Here is a 19,507-nt window from a genome sequence, read left to right on the forward strand (position 1 = left end):
GATTCCGGCAGCGCCAGATGCGCTTTCGAACCGGACACGGCATGCCTCCGTCCAACTGGGCACGCGGGCCACAACGGACCGCCTCAACCCGGATGGAGTTTCACATGTCGATCAAGACCAAGATTGCCGCCGCAGCTCTCGCTGCTCTCGCCGTCACCGGCAGCATCGCGTCCACCACCACCTCGGCCGAAGCCAAGCAGCCCGGCTGGGTCTGGGGTGTCGGTGCCGGCATCGCCACCGCCGCCGTCGTCGGCTCCGCGATCGCCGCCAGCAACGATCCCTATTACCACGGCTATCACCGCTGCGGCTGGGTCGCGCAGTACAACGCCTTCGGCCAGTACGTCGGCCGCGTTCGCACCTGCTACTGATCTGAGTACCTGAGGCCGATCTCCACGTGGATCCTGCGTCCGACACGGGCGCCTCATCCACCCCGTGTCGTGCCCCCGACCCCGCCCGGCGTCCCCCCGGGCGGGGTCATTCGTTTTGAGCCCGGCGAATTTGTTGCAGCCGCGTCACACAGCGGTGCGAACTCTTCTCTGCGGCGATGCGCATCAGTTGCTATTGCGAATTAATCGCAATAAGGTTTGTCGCAGGTTCAGGAACTTGGCACGAAGTGGGGGCGAATCGAGATCATCTCGGCCGGTCGCCTCAATCGCCGAGGCTTGGTGACAGAATCGTCGCGACCCGTCAGGGATATTCGGCGGGTGGAACAGATTCGCGTTTGGGGGCGTGCGTTTTGGCGTTGAGAGGTCACAGACATCGGTGCTTGCGAACGGCCGCGGCGATTGCCACGGGCGTGCTGGCTTTTCCGACTGCCGGCCGCGCGGCCGATCTGCCGCTGAAGGCGCCGGCCTTGAGAGCGGTCTATGACTGGACCGGCCTCTATATCGGCGCGCATGCCGGCTACGGCCGCGGCTCGTCGCATTTTGCGCTGAACGACGGCACCGCACTCAGCGACAGCGGCGTCTTCAGCGGCATGATCGGCGGCGTGCAGGCGGGCTACAATTACCGCCTCAACTCCGGCTGGCTGGTCGGCGTCGAAGGCGATTTTACGTTTCCCAACTACATCACGTCGAACTCGATCGTCTCGTTCCTGGCGACGCCCGCCAACACCGTCACGCAGCAATGGGACTACACCGCGAGCCTGCGCGGGCGCGTCGGCTACACCAGCGGTCCGTGGCTCGTCTATGCCACCGGCGGCTTTGCCTGGATGGGCGAGCGCTATTTCGACGCGCCGGCCTCCGGCGCCGAAATCCCGAAGATCCTGAACACACGTCCTGGCTGGGTCGCAGGCGCCGGCGTCGAATACGGTTTCGCGCCGCATTGGAGCGCGCGGCTCGAATATCTCTACAGCCGCTTCGATAGTGCCAACGTCGCCTTCTCCACGGGCGCGCAATACACGTCCTCGTCGCTCGACTTCCAGCAGGTCAGGCTCGGCCTCAACCGCAAGGTCGATTGGCCCGGCATGCCGGGCTATAACCCGAAGAGCTCGCTGATCGACACGGAATCGGATCGCTGGGAGATCCACGGCCAGAGCACCTATCTGCCGCAAGGCTATCCATCGTTCCCCGCGCTCTATACCGGACCGAACTCGCTGTCGCCGTCGCGACAGGCCAAGGCGACGTGGAGCAACAGCCTGTTCCTGAACGCGCGGCTGTGGGACGGCGGCGAGGTCTATTACAATCCCGAGCTGCTGCAGGGATTTGGGCTCAACGACACGGTCGGTGCGGCCGGCTTCCCGAACGGCGAAGCGCAGAAATCGAACTTCCCCTACCCGCACTACAACACCTCGCGCCTGTTCGTGCGCCAAACCTTCGGCTTCGGCGGCGAGCAGGAAGAGCTGGCGAGCAGCCAGCTGCAGCTGGGACAGAAGGTCGACGTGTCGCGCCTCACCTTGCAGGCCGGCAAGTTCCCCGTGGTCGACGTGTTCGACGGCAATGCCTATGCCAAGGACACCCGCAGGGATTTCATGAACTGGTCGCTCTGGGCGCCCGGCGCCTTCGATTATTCCGCCGACAAGGTCGGTCTCACCTACGGCGTCACGGCCGAACTCAACCAGAAGCAATGGGCGCTGCGCGGCGGCTATTTCCTGATGGTGTCGGAATCCAATTCGAATCATTTCGACACCAGGGTCGGCGAGCGCGGCCAGTACGTGCTCGAGCTCGAGACGCGCTTCTCGCTGCTCGGCCAGCCCGGTAAGCTCAGGACCATCGGCTGGCTCGACAGCGCCAATATGGGCAGCTTCCGCGAGACGCTGAACAATCCCGCGCTCAATCTCGACATCGCGCAGACCCGGCGCGGACGCCTGAAGTACGGCTATGTGCTCAATCTCGAGCAGGCGATCACCGACGATGTCGGGCTGTTCGGCCGCTGGAGCTGGAACGACGGCCGGTTCGAAACGCTGGCCTTCACCGACATTCATCGCAGCCTGTCCGCGGGCTTGTCGATCAAGGGCACGAGATGGGGCCGGCCGGACGACGTGATCGGCGTCGGCGGCGCGATCAACGCGATCTCGCAGGATTATCGCGACTTCCTTGCCGCCGGCGGCCTCGGTGTCCTCGTCGGCGACGGCGCGCTGAACTACCGCAAGGAACGCATCCTCGAAACCTACTACGCCTATGCGGTGAACAAGAACATCACCCTCACCGCCGACTATCAGCTCATCGTCAACCCCGCCTACAACGCCGACCGCGGACCGGTGTCGGTGTTTTCGGGCCGGCTGCACGGGGAGTTCTGAGCTGCGGCTCAGAACAGGAGCGCAACACCCGAGACGAACAGCAGCGCCAGCACGATCTTGCGGAACGCGGCCTCGTCGATCCGGCCGAACAGTTTCAGCCCGAGCCAGGTGCCGGCGAACAGAAACGGCACGCCGAGCGCGAACAGCTTCGCCGTGTCTGATGTGAGCGATCCGTTGGCACCGAGCCAGAACGCCGCCATGGCGAATACCACGACGGCGACCGGCTGGAACGTGGCACGCTGCGCGTCCTTGGGCAGGCCGCGCAAATTACACCAGATGGTGACGACGATGCCGGCAAGGCCCGTCAGCCCGCCAAGCAGGCCGTTGACGAAGCCGACCGTCATGTCAACGGCCGGCGGCACGACGACCGCGAGTTTGAGCTGCGGCCGGAAGAATGCATAGAGGCTGTAGGCGATCAGGACAGCTCCGACCGCGATGCGAACACTCTTCGGATCGGCCCAGGTCAGGAGTGACACCCCGGCCGGCACGCCGATGACTGCACCGACGATGAAGGGCCACAGCCGGTGCCAGTCGAGCGCGCTGCGCAACTTCCAGACCGAATAGCCCTGCACCAGAAGGCCGAAGCCGACGATCAGGCTGGTACTTTGAAGCGGCGTCAGCACGTAAAGCCACAACGATGCCGCGACCAAGCCGAAGGCGAAGCCGGAGAGGCCGGCGACGAACGCGCCGGCGAAGGTGGCCAACAGAAAGAGCGGAAGCTCGATTGCGATCCCGTCCATTGCTCGCTCCATAGATCAGCGAGCAGCGCTTGCGTGGGATCACCACTTCACGGGGAGGCTGCGACATCCCCGGGATGCAAGTCTAGGTGAAGCGGCCTCTTTGCACAATGACCTCGTTACGCCGCGCGGATCGCGTCGAGGAATTTTCCGACCTCGGTCTTGAGCCGGCTGCTTTCGCCCGAGAGCGACCTTGCCGATGCGAGCACGTTGGAGGAGGCCGATCCGGTTTGGCTCGCGCCGCGCTGCACGTCGACGATGCTGGCCGAGACCTGCTGGGTGCCGCGCGCGGCCTGCTGCACGTTGCGTGAGATCTCGCGCGTCGCCGCGCCCTGCTCCTCGACCGCTGCGGCGATTGCGGACGCGATCTCGGACATGCGGGAGATGGTGTCGCCGATCGACTTGATGGCGCCGACGGAGTCTTCGGTGGCGGCCTGGATCCCTGCGATCTGCTGGCTGATCTCGCCGGTGGCCTTGGCGGTCTGCTCGGCCAGCGCCTTGACCTCGGAGGCGACGACGGCAAAGCCGCGACCGGCCTCGCCGGCGCGCGCCGCCTCGATGGTGGCATTGAGCGCCAGAAGATTGGTCTGGCCCGCGATCTGGCTGATGAGCTCGACGACGTCGCCGATCCGGCCTGCGGCCCTGGCGAGCTCGCCGACATGCTCGTTGGTCCGCCCCGCCTGCTGCACGGCCTCGCCGGCGATGCGCGCGGAGTCCTGAACCTGGCGGCTGATCTCGTCGACCGACGAGGCCATCTCCTCGGCCGCGGCGGCAACGGTCTGCACGTTGGTGGAGGCCTGCTCGGAGGCGGCAGCGACGGTCGCCGTGACCTTTTCCGATTGCTCAGCCGAGCTCGTCAGCGTTCCCGCGGAGGCTTCCAGCTCGGAGGATGCCGACGAGACGGTGTTGATGACGTCGCCGATCATGGCTTCGAACTCACGCGCGACCTGATCCATGCGCTGGCTGCGCTTCAGCTTCGCTTCCGCTTCGGTCGCGGCCGCCTCGTCGGCGGACTTCTTGGCGAGCAGCGAATCCTTGAAATGCTGGAGCGAGCCGGCGACCTGGCCGATCTCGTCGCTGCGGCCCGTCGCGGGAATCTCGACCTCGTGCTGTCCTACGGCGAGCGCTCCGATCACGTCGGCGATCCGCCCGAGCGGCGTCACCACGCGCCTGCGCAGCATGATGGTCACGCCACCGAGCGTGCCGAGCAGGGCCAGCACGGCGATTCCGGCGAGCGCGAGCATCGCCAGCGCGCCGTCGCGCGCGGCCGAGGCACGCTCGGCGGCTTCCGCCAGCGCAGCATCGCGCACGCCGTAGAACATCTGGATGGCCGGGACGATGACCTTCGCCAGCTCGTCGGCGGTGATGCCGTACTTGCCGTCGCTCTTCGCCGCAGGCATCTCCTTCTCCACGACCGAGGCTGCTTTTCCAAAATAGGATTCCGTCGCGGCCTTCAGCGTCGTGGCGATCCGGGGCGGATTGCCGAGCTGCTCCATACCGGCTTCGATGCGCTCACGGTCGGCTTCGACGCGTCCCTGCATGCGATCCATCAGCGCGAATTCGGCCGCCGCCAGGGGGCGGCGTGCGGACAGCGCCGGCGACAATGTGGCCGCGCGGCTGCCGGCCGAAACGCGCAGATCCTGCGCCGTTCGCGCCAGGCTCAAGAGCGCGGCGAGCGAGGAATCGGCATTGACGACCTGTCCTTCGAGCCGGTTCATGATGGGCTCGATGTTGCTGATAACCTCGGCAACGGCAGGCAGGAAGCCCTTGACCACAGCGCTGTCGCGCGCCGCAAGGGGAACGCTCATTGCGCGATCGGCCGCCGTGTAAACGTCCTTGAGCCGACGGGCGGCGCGATCCAGGATTTCGATCATCGCGGCGCCGTCATCGACCGCCATGAGCGCGCGTCTTGCGGCCTCGAATCCGGCATCGGCCGCTTTCGCCGCCTTCCCGGCAGCTTCGGTCTGCGCCTGCGTTGCCGCGCCTTCCTGGAAGATGGGGGTGATGTAGGGCGCACGAAGGCCAGCGACGTGCTGGCTCACTATTAGCATCGCACCGAACGCTTCCACCGTCTTGATCGCGTCGGAGCGGTTCGTGAAGATGCGCGTCTGCGGTATAAGCACCTCGGCGCCGAGAATGACTGCAAACACCGTCACCGTCAGCATCGACAGCGCGAAAAGCTTCCCGATCCGCATCCTCAGGTCTCCGAATATTATTTCTGCAAGCGCGAAAACTAGCCGCCGGCCACTAAGGGCTCGTTAAGCAACGGTCCGTAGTTCCGCGGGGTGGCGGGTCATCGCGGGACCCCTTGGCACGCTGTCCGGTTCCCTTTGCCCGACGAATGCGCAGAATCGCCAGCACTTCCGCACCGAATACCTATATCAATGGCTTGCGCCGGCCCCGGTCACACTTGCTTACCTCCGGAACGTCAATGCTTTCGCTCGAACTCGTCATCGTCGTCGTCCTGATCGTCATCAACGGCCTGCTCTCGATGTCCGAGCTGGCCGTGGTCTCGTCCCGTCCGGCACGGCTGTCGCTGCTCGCGGCCAAGGGCGTGCGCGGCGCCGAACGGGCGCTGACGCTGGCGGCCGATCCCGGCAAGTTCCTGTCCACGGTGCAGATCGGCATCACGCTGGTCGGCGTGCTCTCCGGCGCGTTCTCCGGCGCCACGCTCGGGCAGCGGCTGACGCAATGGCTGCTCGAGTTCGGTCTGGCCCCCGGCATTGCCGAGATCGTCGGCGTCGGCATCGTGGTCACTCTCATCACCTACGCCACCCTGATCGTCGGCGAGCTGGTGCCGAAGCAGGTGGCGCTGCGCGACCCCGAAAGCATCGCGGTGCGGGTCGCGCCGGCGATGCACGCGCTTGCGAAAATATCGCTGCCGCTGGTCTTTCTGCTCGACATCTCCGGCAAGCTGATCCTCGCGCTGCTCGGCCGCGGCGGCAAGGCCGAGGAGAAGGTCTCGGAGGACGAGATCCATCACCTCGTCAGCGAGGCCGAGAGCGCCGGCGTGCTCGAGCCCGGCGAGAAGGAGATGATCGCCGGCGTGATGCGGCTCGGCGACCGGCCGGTCGGCGCGGTCATGACGCCGCGCACCGAGGTCGACGAGATCGACCTGAACGACGATCCCGCCGCCGTCCAGGAGATCATCGCCAAGAGCCCGCATTCGCGCTTTCCCGTCTCCGACGGCGACCGCGACAAGCCGATCGGCGTGCTCCAGGCCAAGGACCTGCTGGTCGCCTACATGAACGAACGCAACCCGGACTTGCGCGCGCTCGTGCGCGAGGCGCCCGGCATCCCGGTGTCGGCAGATGCGCGCGACGTGCTGACCATCCTGAAAGCGGCGCCCGTTCACGTCGGGCTCGTCTACGACGAATACGGCGCGTTCGAAGGCATGGTGACGGCCGCCGACATCCTCGAGTCGATCGTCGGCGCCTTTCATTCCGAGGAAGGACCGCCCGAGCCGGCCTTCATCCGGCGCGACGACGATTCGCTGCTGATCTCCGGCTGGATGCCGGTCGACGAGTTCGGCGAGCTGCTCGGCATCGAGCTGCCGCCGCATCGCTACAACACAGTCGCAGGCCTCGTGCTGCAACAGTTCAGCATGCTGCCCAATGTCGGCGACGCCTTCGATTTCGGCGGCTGGCACATCGAGGTGGTCGATCTCGACGGGCGGCGGATCGACAAGATCTTGGCCAGCCGGCTGGGCGAGCAGGCGGCGGCGTGAGCGCGCCTCACCCGAACCGCACCCCGATCCGCTTTTCCTTGCGCCAGACCACGGTGCAGCGCAGATGCCTGCCGTCGGCCTGAACGAACAGGGTGAAATGATCTGGAATGCCGACGGGGCTGGTGACGTCGAGTGCGGCGCCGGTGTCGGAGAGATTGCGGACGGTGCAGTCGATCGCGCCGCCGCCGAACTCGATCGTTCCGGCCTTCAGCACGCGATGTCGGGCTTTGTCGCGTCGCTCGTCCATGGGGCAAATCTACACCCAAAGTTGAACCAGAGGTTAAACCCACCCTCCGCTCTCGGCAATTTGACGCCTCTGGCCTGCGGCAGCGGCGGCCGGAATGTCACAGCGCGGGCTGGAACGTCTCGGCGCGCGCCATCTGCCAGGCGTCGCGGAACCGCGGGTCTTCCGTGCCTTCGAGCAGCTCGCCCGGACGCAGCGCCGGATAGAGCTGCGCGAAGGACTTCACCTGGGTCGTCGACGTCCGTTGGCTGAAATGGATCGGCCGCAGCTGCTGCGGATGTTCGAGGCCGGCCGCAGCGATCAATTCGGTCAGCGAGTGCAGCGTGGCGTGGTGATAATTGTGCACGCGATCGATCTTGAGCGGCACGTAGAGCGCGCGCGCCCGCGTTGGGTCCTGCGTCGCCACCCCCGTCGGGCAGCGATCGGTGTGGCAGCTCAACGACTGGATGCAGCCGAGCGAGAACATGAAGCCGCGCGCCGAGTTGCAATAGTCGGCGCCGATCGCCATCGCCCGCGCCATGTCGAAGGCGGTGGCGATCTTGCCGGAGGCGCCGATCTTGATGCGGTCGCGCGCATTGATGCCGACCAGCGCATTGTGGACGAAACTGACGCCCTCGCGCATCGGCATGCCCAGATGATCCATGAACTCCAGCGGCGCCGCGCCGGTGCCGCCCTCATTGCCGTCGACGACGATGAAATCCGGATAGATCCCGGTCTGAAGCATCGCCTTGCAGATCGCCAGGAACTCCCAGGGATGGCCGATGCACAGCTTGAAGCCGGCCGGCTTGCCGCCGGAGAGGCGGCGCATCTCGGCGATGAACTGCATCATGCCGACAGGCGTGGAGAACGCGCGGTGCGAGGCCGGCGAGATGCAATCCTCGCCCATCGCGACGCCGCGGATCTTGGAGATCTCCTCGGAGACCTTGGCCGCCGGCAGCACGCCGCCATGGCCGGGCTTGGCACCCTGGCTGATCTTGAGCTCGACCATCTTGATCTGGTCGTCGCCGGCGACGCGCGCGAACGCTTCGGGATCGAAGCTGCCGTCGAGATGACGGCAACCGAAATAGCCGGAGCCGATCTCCCAGATGATGTCGCCGCCCATTTCGCGGTGATAGGGGCTGACGCCGCCCTCGCCGGTGTCGTGCGCGAAGCCGCCCTGCCTGGCACCGGCATTCAATGCCCGCACCGCATTCGGGCTGAGCGCGCCGAAGCTCATCGCCGAGATGTTGAACACCGAGGCCGAATAGGGCCTTGCGCAATCCGGTCCACCGATCACGACACGGAATTTCTCCGTGGCATGCGCCTTCGGCGAGACCGAGTGATGCATCCACTCGTAGCCCTCGCGATAGACGTCCTCCTGTGTGCCGAATGGGCGCTTGTCGAGCTCCATCTTGGCGCGCTGATAGACCACCGCGCGGGTGTCGCGCGAGAACGGCATGCCGTCCTTCTCGCTCTCGAAGAAATATTGCCGCATCTCCGGGCGGATTTCTTCGAGCAGGAAGCGGATATGCGCGGAAATCGGATAATTGCGCAGCACCGCGTGGCTCTTCTGCAGGAGATCGCGGACGCCGAGCAGGGTCAGCGCGCCGAAGATCAGGATCGGGATCAGCAGGATGTCGAAGATCTTGCGGTCGGCGATGCCGACGCCGATCAGGAGCGCGGTGACCACCGCGCAGATCGTCAGCACGATGAAGCGCGGCGAGAAGGGCAGCAGCAGGGTTTCCATGATCCCCTCCTCCGCCAGCGGCAGGCGTTTCGGGGATGCATGCGTCTTGGTGTCGTCGGCCACGTTTCCGATCCTCTCGCCAGCAGAAGGCGTCACGATACGCCCGCGCTTGTCATACGGATATGACGCCGCCCTTGTTTCAGGCTAGCGAATTCGGTCGAGACAAATCAATCAGCCGGATGGACGGGTTTTGCAGTGCAGCAGAGGGACGGGTTAGGCGGCAAGCGGCCGCAACCAAGCAGTGTCCCGGGCAAGCGCAAGCGCAGACCCCGGACCCAGAATGCAACGCCAAGCGATGCGGAGAGATGGGCCCCGGCTCTGCAGCGGACCGCCGAAGGGGCGCTGCGCTGCGTCCGGGGCACGATGGCGTGGCGCTCAGCGCTCGACGAAGGCCTTCTCGATCACGAAATGGCCGGGCTTGTTGCCGCTGCCTTCGACGAAGTCGCGGCTCTCGAACATCGCCTTCAGCTCTTCGAGCATCGCCGGGCTGCCGCACATCATGATGCGGTCGGTTGCGATGTCCAGCGGGCCTTGCCCGATGTCGTTGAAGATCTGCTCGGAGCTGATCAGATCGGTGATGCGGCCGCGGTTCCGGAACGGCTCGCGGGTCACGGTCGGGTAGTAGACGAGCTTGTCTGCGAGCAGCTCGCCGAACAGCTCATCCTCGCGCAGGGTCGCAACCAGCTTCTCGCCATAGGCGAGCTCGGAGACCTGGCGGCAGCCATGCACCAGCACGATCGTTTCGAACTGCTCGTAGACCTCGGGGTCCTTGATCAGGCTGGCGAACGGCGCAAGGCCGGTGCCGGTCGAGAGCAGCATCAGCCGCTTGCCGGGAAGCAAATTGTCGGTGATCAGCGTGCCGGTCGCCTTGCGGCCGACCAGGATGGTGTCGCCTTCCTTGATCTTCTGCAGGCGCGAGGTCAGCGGACCGTCCTGCACCTTGATCGAGAAGAACTCGAGCTCTTCCTCGTGGTTGGCGCTCGCCATGCTGTAGGCGCGCAGCAGCGGCCGGCCATCGACCTCGAGGCCGATCATGGCGAACTGGCCGTTCTGGAACCGGAAGCCGGTGTCGCGGGTGGCGCGGAAGCTGAACAGCGTGTCGGTCCAGTGGTGGACGGAAAGAACCTTCTCTCGGTAAAACGCGCTCATGATTTTCGATATTCCGAATAGCTGCGGTTTTAGGGCAAAAGCGTTGCCCGGCCCTGAAACGGGGCGGTCACCATTTGCCATGGCGGAGGATTTCGCGTGTGTGATCTACGCCATTGAGACCAATAATCAACCTCGTTTCGGATGCAATTGATGCCGGTCAAACCGGCATTTGCGGCAGAACTGGTCACATCATTAAGGAATCTGCTGCCTGGCGCGCGCGGAGGATAATTTCTTTTCCCTCGCGGGCTTCATTGCAGCACTTAATTTCCGCCGCGCTCGCGGGAATTTCATTAAGAATAGCTCTGATTTTCACCCGGTTTGGCGCCGATGCCCGCATTTTTGCGGCTTTTGGCGCCAGGGACGACGAAACACCATGGCAAGCGGCGAGCGGATCTTCGTTCAGGCGATCGGGCGCTATTGCGCGGCGCGGGGCATCGCGGTCGATGTCCGCTCCGCCGGCTGGCTCATCGCGATGCGCCGGGGGCCGCGGCGGCACTTCGCCTTCGGCTACGACATCGGCCTCAACAGCGCTATCGCCCATCGCCTCGCCAACGACAAATCAGCCACCGCCGAGGCGCTGACGCTGGCGGAGGTGCCCTGCATTCCGCATCGGCTCTTCCTCAACCCGAAGCTGGGCGTGCATGTCACCGGCGCCGATTGGCGCGAGGGGATGCTGGCGCTGCTCGCCGAAAATCCGAAGGGCGTTGTGGTGAAGCCGAACGAGGGGACATCGGGGCGATCGGTGTTCAAGGTCACGACCGAGGCGGAGCTCGACCACGCGGCCGGCGAGGTCTTTTCGATGAGCACGGGGCTCGTGATCTCACCCTATGTCGCGATCGAGGAGGAGGTCCGCGTGGTGCTGCTCGATGATGCGCCCCGCGTCGTCTACAGCAAGCAGCGCGGCTCGGACTGGCGGCACAATCTCGATGCCGGCGCAAAGCCGGTGCTGCTGCAGGACGGCGAGGTCCGCGCGGCCTGCGTGAAGCTCGCGATCGATGCCGCGCGCGCCATCGGCATCGTCTTTGCCTCGATCGACGTGGTTCGTGTCGGCGGCGAATGGAAGGTGCTCGAGATCAATTCCGGCGTGATGATGGAGGCGCTGGCCAAGCTGCATCCGGCTCTGGTGCAGGCGACCTATGACGCGGCGCTGGACCGGGTGTTTGATAAAACTTAGCTGCAAGCACGCTGCACCCTCTCCCCTTGTGGGAGAGGGTGGCTCACCGCGTAGCGGTGAGACGGGTGAGGGGTCTCTTTCCGCGCGCGAGCCTCTTGCAACAGGACTCGCGGATGCACCCCCTCATCCGGCGCTTCGCGCCACCTTCTCCCACAAGGGGAGAAGGGAAGTAAGCGCTAATTATTCGCGCTCGCCGAATCGTCCATGGCTTTGAACGCCTCTTCCAGCTGCAGCGAGATCGGCACGTTCAGGCGCTCGCCTGTGGGCAGCCTTGCGGTGAACCATTTGTTGTAGAGCGGGACGAGGTCGCGGTTGGAGCCGAGCTTGCGGAAGGCGCGCTCGACCACGGCGGCGAGTTGCGGCTCGCCCTTCCTGAACATGATGCCGTAGGGATCGTAGGACAGATAGTCGCCGGTGACGCGGAACTTGTCCTGCGCCTTGTGGCGCGCGATCAGGCCGAACAGCAGGATGTCGTCGGTCGCGAACGCGTCGGCCTTGCCGTCGGCGAGCATCTGGTACGATTGCTCGTGGTCGGGCGAGGTGACGATGTTGAGGCCGAGCGAGAACTTCTTGTCGGCCGCATGCATCGCCTGCTCGTTGGTGGTGCCCTTGGTCACCACCACGGTCTTGCCCTTGAGATCGGTGACCGAAGCGACGGTCGAGGCCTTCGGCACCATCAGCTTGGTGCCGGCGACGAACATCAGCGGGGAGAAGGCGACGCGCTTGCCACGCTCGGCATTGGCCGTGGTCGAGCCGCATTCGAGATCGATCTTGTTCTGGAGCACGGCGTCGATGCGGTCGTCCGAGGTGACCTTGACGTAGTCGATCCTGAGATTGGAATCGTCGACCTCGACGCCGATCTCCTCGACGATGGCTTCGCACAGTTCGAGGCTGTAGCCGATCGGCCGTCCCGACTGGTCGAGGAACGAGAACGGCGGTGAGCTCTCGCGATAGCCGAGCCGCACGGTGTGGGCCGACTTGATGGCCGACAGTGTCGGGCTGAGCCCTTCGCCGGCGGTCTGGGCGTGTGCCGACGTCGCGCACGAGGAGGCCGCGAGCAACGACGCGGCGAGCAAGAGGACGCCTGAGGTCAGCGGCCTCGCCAATATCCTGCCCATGGCGCGCTCCTATCCATGGCCGGCCATCGCGGGCACCTCGCCCGGGACCACGTCGTCGGGCACGACGTCGCCAGGGCCAAGCTCGTGCTCGGGGCCGAGCTCGCCCTCCCATTTGGCCACGACCGAGGTCGCAAGCGTGTTGCCGATCACGTTGGTGGCGCTGCGGCCCATGTCGAGGAAGGTGTCGATGCCCATGATCATCAGGAGGCCCGCCTCGGGAATGTTGAACTGCGCCAAGGTCGAGGCGATCACGACCAGAGAGGCGCGCGGCACGCCGGCGACGCCCTTCGAAGTGATCATCAGTGTCGCCAGCATCGCGAGCTGGGTGCCGAGCGGCATGTCGATATGATAGCTCTGCGCGATGAAGACGGCCGCGAAAGTGCAGTACATCATCGTGCCGTCGAGATTGAAGGAATAGCCGAGCGGCAGCACGAAGCTCGAGATTCGCGACGAGGCGCCGAAGCGGTTGAGCGCCTCGAGCGTCTTCGGATAGGCCGCCTCCGAGCTCGCGGTCGAGAACGCGATCATCAACGGCTCGCGGACCAGCTTCAAGAGATGGCTGTAGCGCGGACCGATCACGATGAAGCCGACGATGACCAGGATGGTCCACAGGATCGCCAGCGAGAGATAGAAGCCGCCCATGAACACAATGAGCTTCCACAACACGGCGAGACCGTTCTTGGCCACCGTTGCGGTGATCGCCGCCCACACCGCGAGCGGCGCGAACAGCATGACGTAGGCGGTCACCTTCAGCATGATGTGGCCGACGTCGTCGATCATGGCGAGGATCGGCTTTGAGCGTTCGGGCATGGAGCCCATCGCCACCGAAAAGAACACGGCGAAGATCACGATCTGCAGAATCTCGTTCTGCGCCATCGCATCGGCGATCGAGGTCGGAATCAGATGGGTGAGGAATTTCTCGATGGAGAAGGCCGAGACCGGCAGGCCGGTCGATTGACCCGCCTGCGGCAGCGTGCCGGGGAAGTTGGCGCCGGGCTGCAGCAGATTGACCATGATCAGGCCGAGCAGCAACGAGACGAAGGATGCGCTGACGAACCAGCCCATCGTCTTGGCGAAGATGCGGCCGAGCTTGGAGCCCGAGCCCATATGGGCGATGCCGCCGACCAGGGTCGCGAACACCAGGGGCGCGATGATCATCTTGATCAGGCGCAGGAACATCATGGCGATCAGGTTGATGGAGGAGGCCCAGTCGGCGCGCGTGTCCGGCAGGAAGTTGTAGATCGCCGAGCCCATGACGATGCCCAGCACCATCGCGGCCAGAATGTATTGCGTGAACCTGTTGGACATCGCTTACCCCCACGTACACCGGCGCTTCATAGTGTCGCAGATATGACAGCGACGCAACACGCTTTGCGTGCACGCGCCAGGGCGCGATGTTCCCGTTGCGCAACGCCAGCGCGCGATCTAGCCTTCGTGCAGCGCACAACACATGCGGCTTGCACGTTTTCCTTGCGGCGGCTGCACCAATAATCGTCAAACAAATGAAGAGGGAAACGCCATGAGCGGCAACATCAATCGCCAGATTCTGCTGGTGGAAAAGCCCAGCGGCAAGCTCGCCCCCGAGCATTTCAAGATGATCGAGGGCGCGATGCCGGAACCGAAGGACGGCGAGGCCTTGCTGCGCGTGCGCTACATCTCGCTCGACGCAGCCAACCGCGCCTGGATGCACGGCGCGACCTATCGTTCGGCCGTCGAGGCCAACAGCGTGATGGCCGGCGGCGCCATCGCCGAAGTCGTCAGCTCAAAAGCGCCAGGGCTTGCGCCCGGTGACATCGTGTTCGGCGACACCGGCTGGCAGGAATTTGCCGCGGTGCCGGCGAAGCATCTGACCAAGATGCCGAAGCTCGAGCCGATGACGCATCTGCTCAGCGTGTTCGGCATCGCCGGCCTCACCGCCTATTTCGGCCTGCTGGAGGTCGGCAAACCCAAGGAGGGCGAGACGGTCGTGGTCTCGGCGGCCGCGGGATCGGTCGGCTCGATCGTCGGACAGATCGCCAAGATCAAGGGCTGCCGCGTCATCGGCATCGCCGGCGGCGTCGACAAGTGCCGCTGGCTGACCTCCGAGCTCGGTTTCGATGCCGCCGTCGATTACAAGGACGGCGCGGTGTTCAAGGCGTTGCGCGCGGCTGCGCCCAAGGGCATCGACGTCTATTTCGACAATGTCGGCGGCGACATTCTGGAAGCCTGCCTGCCGCAAATGAACAATTACGGCCGCATCGCCTGCTGCGGTGCGATCTCGCAATATGACGGCGCGCCCGCCGCGCATGGCCCGCGCGGCGTTCCCGGGCTGATCGTGGTGAAGCGGCTCGTGATGCAGGGCTTCATCGTGATGGACTACATGAAGGACAGCCAGCGCGCGCTCGCCGATCTCCAGTCCTGGGTGAAATCCGGCAAGCTCAAAGTGCAGGAGGACATCATCGACGGCCTCGAGAACACGCCGAAAGCGTTGATCGGTTTGCTCGCAGGCGAGAACCGCGGCAAGCGCATGGTGAGACTGACGACCTAGTCGCGTCGCGATTGCGGCGACATTATCCACTTGCGGTAGAGGCCAAAGCGGCCAAAGATGCCGCTCGCGAGCTGACCCTCGCGACGATTGCGCTTGCATATCTTTTCAAAAATAGTCGGCATTCCCGACCGGGCAGGAATTCATGCAAATGTTCAACACGTTGAAACATGCATCGGCGCGCACCGCGTTGCTGGCGACGGCACTCTTCGCAAGTGCAACAGGAGCGTTCGCGCAGACCGAGGCCGAGAAGAACGCCATCCGGTCCGCATGCCGCTCCGACTACATGGCGCATTGCTCAAGCGTGACGCCCGGCGGAGTGGAGGCGGTTCAATGCCTCGCCAAGAACATGTCGAGCCTGTCGTCGGGGTGCCAGGCTGCCGTTCGCGCGGTCGAGCAGGCCGCCGCGCCGAAGACCGAAGCGGCGCCCGCCAAATCTGAACCGGCCAAGTCTGAGCCCGCAAAGACGGAAGCGGCGCCCGCCGCCGAGCCCGCAGCCAAGCCGGCAGCGGCAGCAAAGCAGCCGAGCCCCGCGCAGGTGTCCGCGATCAAGGGCGCCTGCCGCGGCGATTACCCCAAGGTCTGCGCCAGCGTGCCGCCGGGCGGCGCGCCCGCGGTCGAATGCCTGGAGAAGAACAAGGCGAAGGTGTCGGCGGGCTGCGCCAAAGCCATCAATGCGGCTTTCGGTGGCGGAGCGACCCCGCCTGCGTCCGGTGCTGCACCGGCCGCAGCGGCAGCGCCTGCCGCGGCACCTGCCGTCATCGTGCTGCGGCCCTTGCTGCCGCGCGAAGAGCTGTTCATCGCGCGGTCGGCCTGCGGCGCCGACATCCGCACCCTCTGCGCCGGCGTGGCGCCCGGCGGCGGCCGGATCATCCAATGCATTTCCACCCGGGCGGCATCGCTCTCGCCGGCCTGCAAGGAGGTGCTCGCGCCTTTCGCCGCCAGATAAGGCGGACGCAGCACGAAAGATGAATTGCGGCGTACGCGATCGGATGCGCGCACGCTGACATCGATGCTTTCTTCAGACGCAGCTTCGATCAAGACAAGCCCCGGGAGGACAACATGCGTTCATTGCTGCTCGTTGCTTCTGCGCTCTTCGCGTTCGCCGCCACCATGACCTTCGAGGCCACTGACGCCAATGCGGTGGTGTGCGCCCGCGGCGTGGTTCGCGCCGGCTGCGCCGGCCCCAATGCGGCCGTGGTCGTCCGCAAGCCCGTGCCGGTGGTCCGCTGCACCAGGGTTCTGGTGAACGGGGTCTATGTGAAGCGCTGCGTCTGACCCCCCGGTGGCCAATCCGCCCCGGGTTGGCTATGATTCGCGCCTGACGGTTTCGGATCCGCAAAACGCGCGTCCGGATAACGGGATATGGCGTGCCACGCACTGGCGATAATTCCGCTGGCGCTGGACGCCGGAGCACATTAGTCTACCCCTAGATAGTAAGTATACTGTCAATTAGGGAGGCAGACGTTGCGGATCGCCGTGATTGGCGGGGGGCCCGGTGGGCTCTACTTCGCCTATCTCTGGAAGAAGCGTCACCCCGAGGATCAGGTCGACCTGTTCGAACAGAACCCGGCCGACGCGACCTGGGGCTTTGGCGTCGTGTTCTCCGAACAGGCGCTGGAGTTCCTGCGCACCGACGACCCCGAGACGGTCGATGCGATCGCCCCGCACATGGAGAGCTGGGAGAACATCACGCTGAACCTGCATGGCGACAGCGTCGCCATCGACGGCGTCGGCTTCTCCTCGATCGGCCGGCTGGAGCTGCTCAAGTTCCTGCAGCAGCGCGCGTTCGATGTCGGCGTCACCCCGCGCTTCGACACGCAGATCCAGGCGATCGACCAGCTCAACGGCCACGATCTGATCGTCGCCGCCGACGGGCTGAACTCGCTGGTGCGGCGCGCCTATGAGGGCGATTTCGGCACCTCGCTGTCCTACTCATCCAACAAATTCGTCTGGTACGGCACCTCGAAACGCTTCGACACGCTGTCGCAGACCTTCGTCAAGACCGAGCGCGGCGCCTTCAACGCCCATCACTACCGCTATTCGCCGACCATGAGCACCTTCCTGGTCGAATGCGATCACGCCACCTGGCAGGCCTATGGTTTCGCCTACAAGGACGTCGAGCAGTCCAAGGGCGTCTGCGAGGAGGTGTTCGCCGACACGCTCGGCGGCCATTGCCTCGTCTCCAACAAATCGGTCTGGCGCAATTTTCCCTGGGTCTGGAACGAGCACTGGTCGTTCAAGAACATGGTGCTGCTCGGCGATGCCCTGCATTCCGCGCATTTCTCGATCGGCTCGGGCACGCGGCTCGCGATCGAGGACGCCATCGCCCTCGTCAAGGCGCTGGAATCGGATGCGCATCTTGCGACCGCGCTGCATCGCTATCAGGCCGCGCGCAAGCCCATCGTGCAGAAGCTCGTCAACGCCGCGCGCACCAGTGCATTCTGGTACGAACATTTCGCCGAGCACATGAAGCTTCCCCTGATGGACTTCGCCTACAGCTATATCACCCGCTCCGGCCGCATCGACGATTCCCGGCTGCGCGCAATGTCGCCGGCCTTCATGACCCGCTACGAGGCGGCCAAGAACGGCGGAGACCGCGGCGGAGACAACGGCGGAGATGCGGCATGAGCCATGACATCCGTGACCAGGTGCCGGCGGACAGCGAGGGGGCGCGCGAGATCGGCTTTGCCGTTCCTGACACTTACAATGCCAGCCGCGTGCTGTTCGACAATCTCGGCAAGGGCCGCGGCGACAAGCTCGCGCTCCTGGGCCCTGCAGGCACGCGCACTTACGCCGAGCTCTGCGCGGAGGCCTGCCGCTGGGGCAACGGTCTCGCCTCGCTTGGCCTTGCGCGCGGCGACCGCGTGCTGTTGTTTCTCGACGACACGCCGGCCTACCCCGCCGCCTTCTTCGGCGCGGTGCGCGCCGGCTTCGTGCCGCTGCTGATCAACACGCTGACGCCGCCGGACCTCCTGCAATTCTATCTCGCCGATTCCGGCGCGACTGTCGCGGTGGTGGATGCCGAGTTCGCGGCGCGCTTCGATGCGGAGGCTTGCAAGGAGACGAAGCTGCATACGCTGATCGTCGCCAATGGCGCGGCCGGCGAGCACGCGGCGCCGCGGGCGCTCGCGGCGGCGAGCTGGCTCGCGCAATTCCCTGCTGAGCTGGCGGAAGCGGCAACGCAGCGCGACGAAATGGCGTTCTGGATGTACTCCTCCGGCTCGACCGGACGGCCCAAGGGCATCGTGCACCTGCAGCACGACATGGCCTATAGCGAAGCCGCCTTTGCGCGGAACGTGCTGAAGCTGACGCCTGATGACATCTGCTTCTCGGTGCCGAAGATCTTCTTCGCCTACGGCTTCGGCAATTCCGTCACCTTCCCGTTCTCGGCCGGCGCCGCAACGCTGCTGCTGCCGGGGCAGCCGAAGCCGACGTCGATCTTCGCGGCGATCGAGCAATACAAGCCGACGGTCTTCTTCGGCCTGCCGACGCTGTACACCGCGCTGACCAAGGCCGAAGGGGCGGACAAGACGGATTTCTCGTCGCTGCGCATGGCGCTCTCCGCCGCCGAGGTGCTCTCGGCCGAGGTCTTCAACGGCTGGAAGACGCTCACGGGGCTCGAAATCGTCGAAGGCCTCGGTTCGACCGAGGTGCTGCACATCTATCTCTCCAACCAGCCCGAGCAGAAGAAGCTCGGCGCCGCGGGCCTGCGCGTCCCCGGCTACGAGGTCGCGCTGCGCGACAAGGACGGCCGCGACGTCGGCGACAACGAGGAAGGGATTCTCTGGGTCCGCGGCGATTCCAACACGCCGCTGTACTGGAACCGGCCTGACAAGTCCGCGGAGACCATTCGCGAGGGCGGCTGGATCTACACCGGCGACCGCTTCGTGCGGGATGCCGACGGCTTCCACTTCTTCCGCGGCCGCGCCGACGATCTCATCAAGATCTCCGGCCAGTGGGTCTATCCGCTCGAGGTCGAGCTGTGCCTCGCCGATCACCCCGACATCCGCGAATGCGCCGTGTTCGCCGCCGAGCTGCCGGACCGTCGCATGACGCTGAAGGCGGTGGTGGTGATGAACAACCGCGCGGTGAACCAGAGTGATGCGACGCGCAGGCTGCAGGACTATGTGAAGGGCAAGCTGCTGCCGTACAAATATCCGCGAGAGGTGATTTTCATCGACGAGCTGCCGAAGACCGGCACGGGGAAGATCGATCGGCAGGCGTTGCTGAGGATGTGAGGCGACGGCGTTGCCACACTCACCGCAATCGGTAGGGTGGGCAAAGCGAAGCGTGCCCACCATTGCAAAATAGGAGAGAAATCGTGGGCACGGCGCAAGCGCGCCTTTGCCCACCCTACGAGATCGCGCG

16 protein-coding genes are annotated in these 19,507 nt (G+C 65.1%); 9 read left to right on the forward strand and 7 right to left on the reverse strand.

The annotated features are described in order from the left end of the window. Positions 1-104: 104 nt before the first annotated feature. Positions 105-368 carry a hypothetical protein gene (locus DCG74_RS01775; protein WP_036045494.1) on the forward strand — a complete coding sequence of 88 codons (264 nt, stop codon included), beginning with the start codon at positions 105-107 and terminating at the stop codon, positions 366-368. Positions 369-766: 398 nt separating this feature from the next. Continuing rightward, positions 767-2,737 carry a carbohydrate porin gene (locus tag DCG74_RS01780; RefSeq protein ID WP_172786630.1) on the forward strand — a complete coding sequence of 657 codons (1,971 nt, stop codon included), beginning with the start codon at positions 767-769 and terminating at the stop codon, positions 2,735-2,737. A gap of 8 nt (positions 2,738-2,745) precedes the next feature. Here DCG74_RS01780 and DCG74_RS01785 read toward each other — a convergent pair whose 3' ends face one another. Then, entirely contained in the window at positions 2,746-3,477 is a 732-nt protein-coding gene (locus DCG74_RS01785) for a sulfite exporter TauE/SafE family protein (protein WP_172786629.1), read from the reverse strand. Between the two features lie 116 nt (positions 3,478-3,593). After that, positions 3,594-5,669, reverse strand: a complete 2,076-nt coding sequence (locus tag DCG74_RS01790; RefSeq protein WP_172786628.1) for a methyl-accepting chemotaxis protein — start codon at positions 5,667-5,669, stop codon at positions 3,594-3,596. A gap of 236 nt (positions 5,670-5,905) precedes the next feature. On the opposite strand from DCG74_RS01790, the gene DCG74_RS01795 reads away from it, so the two are divergent. Then, the gene (locus DCG74_RS01795; protein ID WP_172786627.1) at positions 5,906-7,201 is read left to right on the forward strand and encodes a hemolysin family protein; all 1,296 of its coding nucleotides are present in this window, start codon (positions 5,906-5,908) and stop codon (positions 7,199-7,201) included. 7 nt (positions 7,202-7,208) lie between these two features. Here DCG74_RS01795 and DCG74_RS01800 read toward each other — a convergent pair whose 3' ends face one another. The 3 genes from DCG74_RS01800 to DCG74_RS01810 form a co-directional block, all read right to left on the reverse strand. Next, positions 7,209-7,448 (reverse strand): PilZ domain-containing protein, encoded by a 240-nt coding sequence (locus DCG74_RS01800; RefSeq protein WP_172786626.1) that lies wholly within the window; start codon positions 7,446-7,448, stop codon positions 7,209-7,211. 97 nt (positions 7,449-7,545) lie between these two features. Beyond that, positions 7,546-9,171: an FMN-binding glutamate synthase family protein gene (locus DCG74_RS01805; protein WP_172786755.1), complete on the reverse strand. Its 1,626-nt coding sequence runs from the start codon at positions 9,169-9,171 to the stop codon at positions 7,546-7,548. A gap of 375 nt (positions 9,172-9,546) precedes the next feature. After that, positions 9,547-10,320, reverse strand: a complete 774-nt coding sequence (locus DCG74_RS01810) for a ferredoxin--NADP reductase (RefSeq protein ID WP_172786625.1) — start codon at positions 10,318-10,320, stop codon at positions 9,547-9,549. Between the two features lie 373 nt (positions 10,321-10,693). On the opposite strand from DCG74_RS01810, the gene DCG74_RS01815 reads away from it, so the two are divergent. Then, positions 10,694-11,494, forward strand: a complete 801-nt coding sequence (locus tag DCG74_RS01815; RefSeq protein ID WP_172786624.1) for a RimK family alpha-L-glutamate ligase — start codon at positions 10,694-10,696, stop codon at positions 11,492-11,494. A gap of 176 nt (positions 11,495-11,670) precedes the next feature. On the opposite strand, the gene DCG74_RS01820 is transcribed toward DCG74_RS01815, so the two are convergent. Both DCG74_RS01820 and DCG74_RS01825 read right to left on the reverse strand, forming a co-directional pair. Then, entirely contained in the window at positions 11,671-12,612 is a 942-nt protein-coding gene (locus tag DCG74_RS01820) for an amino acid ABC transporter substrate-binding protein (protein ID WP_172786623.1), read from the reverse strand. Between the two features lie 9 nt (positions 12,613-12,621). Further along, positions 12,622-13,920 (reverse strand): dicarboxylate/amino acid:cation symporter, encoded by a 1,299-nt coding sequence (locus DCG74_RS01825; protein WP_172786622.1) that lies wholly within the window; start codon positions 13,918-13,920, stop codon positions 12,622-12,624. Between the two features lie 211 nt (positions 13,921-14,131). Between DCG74_RS01825 and DCG74_RS01830 the strand changes: the two genes are divergently transcribed. From DCG74_RS01830 to DCG74_RS01850, 5 genes are all read left to right on the forward strand, one after another. Beyond that, positions 14,132-15,139, forward strand: coding sequence for an NADP-dependent oxidoreductase (locus DCG74_RS01830; RefSeq protein WP_172786621.1), 1,008 nt, complete (start codon positions 14,132-14,134; stop codon positions 15,137-15,139). Positions 15,140-15,287: 148 nt separating this feature from the next. Beyond that, a complete protein-coding gene (locus tag DCG74_RS01835) occupies positions 15,288-16,085 on the forward strand; it encodes a hypothetical protein (RefSeq protein ID WP_172786620.1) in 798 nt (265 codons plus the stop codon). A gap of 113 nt (positions 16,086-16,198) precedes the next feature. Further along, a complete protein-coding gene (locus tag DCG74_RS01840) occupies positions 16,199-16,414 on the forward strand; it encodes a hypothetical protein (RefSeq protein ID WP_172786619.1) in 216 nt (71 codons plus the stop codon). A gap of 189 nt (positions 16,415-16,603) precedes the next feature. Beyond that, complete coding sequence (locus tag DCG74_RS01845; RefSeq protein WP_172786618.1) at positions 16,604-17,767, forward strand: FAD-dependent monooxygenase; 1,164 nt, start codon at positions 16,604-16,606, stop codon at positions 17,765-17,767. Then, the gene (locus DCG74_RS01850) at positions 17,764-19,377 is read left to right on the forward strand and encodes a benzoate-CoA ligase family protein (RefSeq protein ID WP_172786617.1); all 1,614 of its coding nucleotides are present in this window, start codon (positions 17,764-17,766) and stop codon (positions 19,375-19,377) included. Before DCG74_RS01845 ends, DCG74_RS01850 begins: the two co-directional genes overlap by 4 nt. Positions 19,378-19,507: the final 130 nt, after the last annotated feature.

This window comes from Bradyrhizobium sp. WBAH42 (assembly GCF_024585265.1).
GTDB lineage: Bacteria > Pseudomonadota > Alphaproteobacteria > Rhizobiales > Xanthobacteraceae > Bradyrhizobium.

Excerpts from the sequence above, each read along its gene's own strand:
- DCG74_RS01790 (WP_172786628.1), bottom strand. The coding sequence starts at position 5,669 with ATGCGGATCGGGAAGCTTTTCGCGCTGTCGATGCTGACGGTGACGGTG.
- DCG74_RS01775 (WP_036045494.1), top strand. The coding sequence starts at position 105 with ATGTCGATCAAGACCAAGATTGCCGCCGCAGCTCTCGCTGCTCTCGCC.
- DCG74_RS01830 (WP_172786621.1), top strand. The coding sequence starts at position 14,132 with ATGAGCGGCAACATCAATCGCCAGATTCTGCTGGTGGAAAAGCCCAGC.
- DCG74_RS01825 (WP_172786622.1), bottom strand. The coding sequence starts at position 13,920 with ATGTCCAACAGGTTCACGCAATACATTCTGGCCGCGATGGTGCTGGGC.
- DCG74_RS01815 (WP_172786624.1), top strand. The coding sequence starts at position 10,694 with ATGGCAAGCGGCGAGCGGATCTTCGTTCAGGCGATCGGGCGCTATTGC.
- DCG74_RS01850 (WP_172786617.1), top strand. The coding sequence starts at position 17,764 with ATGAGCCATGACATCCGTGACCAGGTGCCGGCGGACAGCGAGGGGGCG.
- DCG74_RS01835 (WP_172786620.1), top strand. The coding sequence starts at position 15,288 with ATGTTCAACACGTTGAAACATGCATCGGCGCGCACCGCGTTGCTGGCG.
- DCG74_RS01840 (WP_172786619.1), top strand. The coding sequence starts at position 16,199 with ATGCGTTCATTGCTGCTCGTTGCTTCTGCGCTCTTCGCGTTCGCCGCC.
- DCG74_RS01820 (WP_172786623.1), bottom strand. The coding sequence starts at position 12,612 with ATGGGCAGGATATTGGCGAGGCCGCTGACCTCAGGCGTCCTCTTGCTC.
- DCG74_RS01785 (WP_172786629.1), bottom strand. The coding sequence starts at position 3,477 with ATGGACGGGATCGCAATCGAGCTTCCGCTCTTTCTGTTGGCCACCTTC.
- DCG74_RS01795 (WP_172786627.1), top strand. The coding sequence starts at position 5,906 with ATGCTTTCGCTCGAACTCGTCATCGTCGTCGTCCTGATCGTCATCAAC.
- DCG74_RS01810 (WP_172786625.1), bottom strand. The coding sequence starts at position 10,320 with ATGAGCGCGTTTTACCGAGAGAAGGTTCTTTCCGTCCACCACTGGACC.
- DCG74_RS01805 (WP_172786755.1), bottom strand. The coding sequence starts at position 9,171 with ATGGAAACCCTGCTGCTGCCCTTCTCGCCGCGCTTCATCGTGCTGACG.
- DCG74_RS01800 (WP_172786626.1), bottom strand. The coding sequence starts at position 7,448 with ATGGACGAGCGACGCGACAAAGCCCGACATCGCGTGCTGAAGGCCGGA.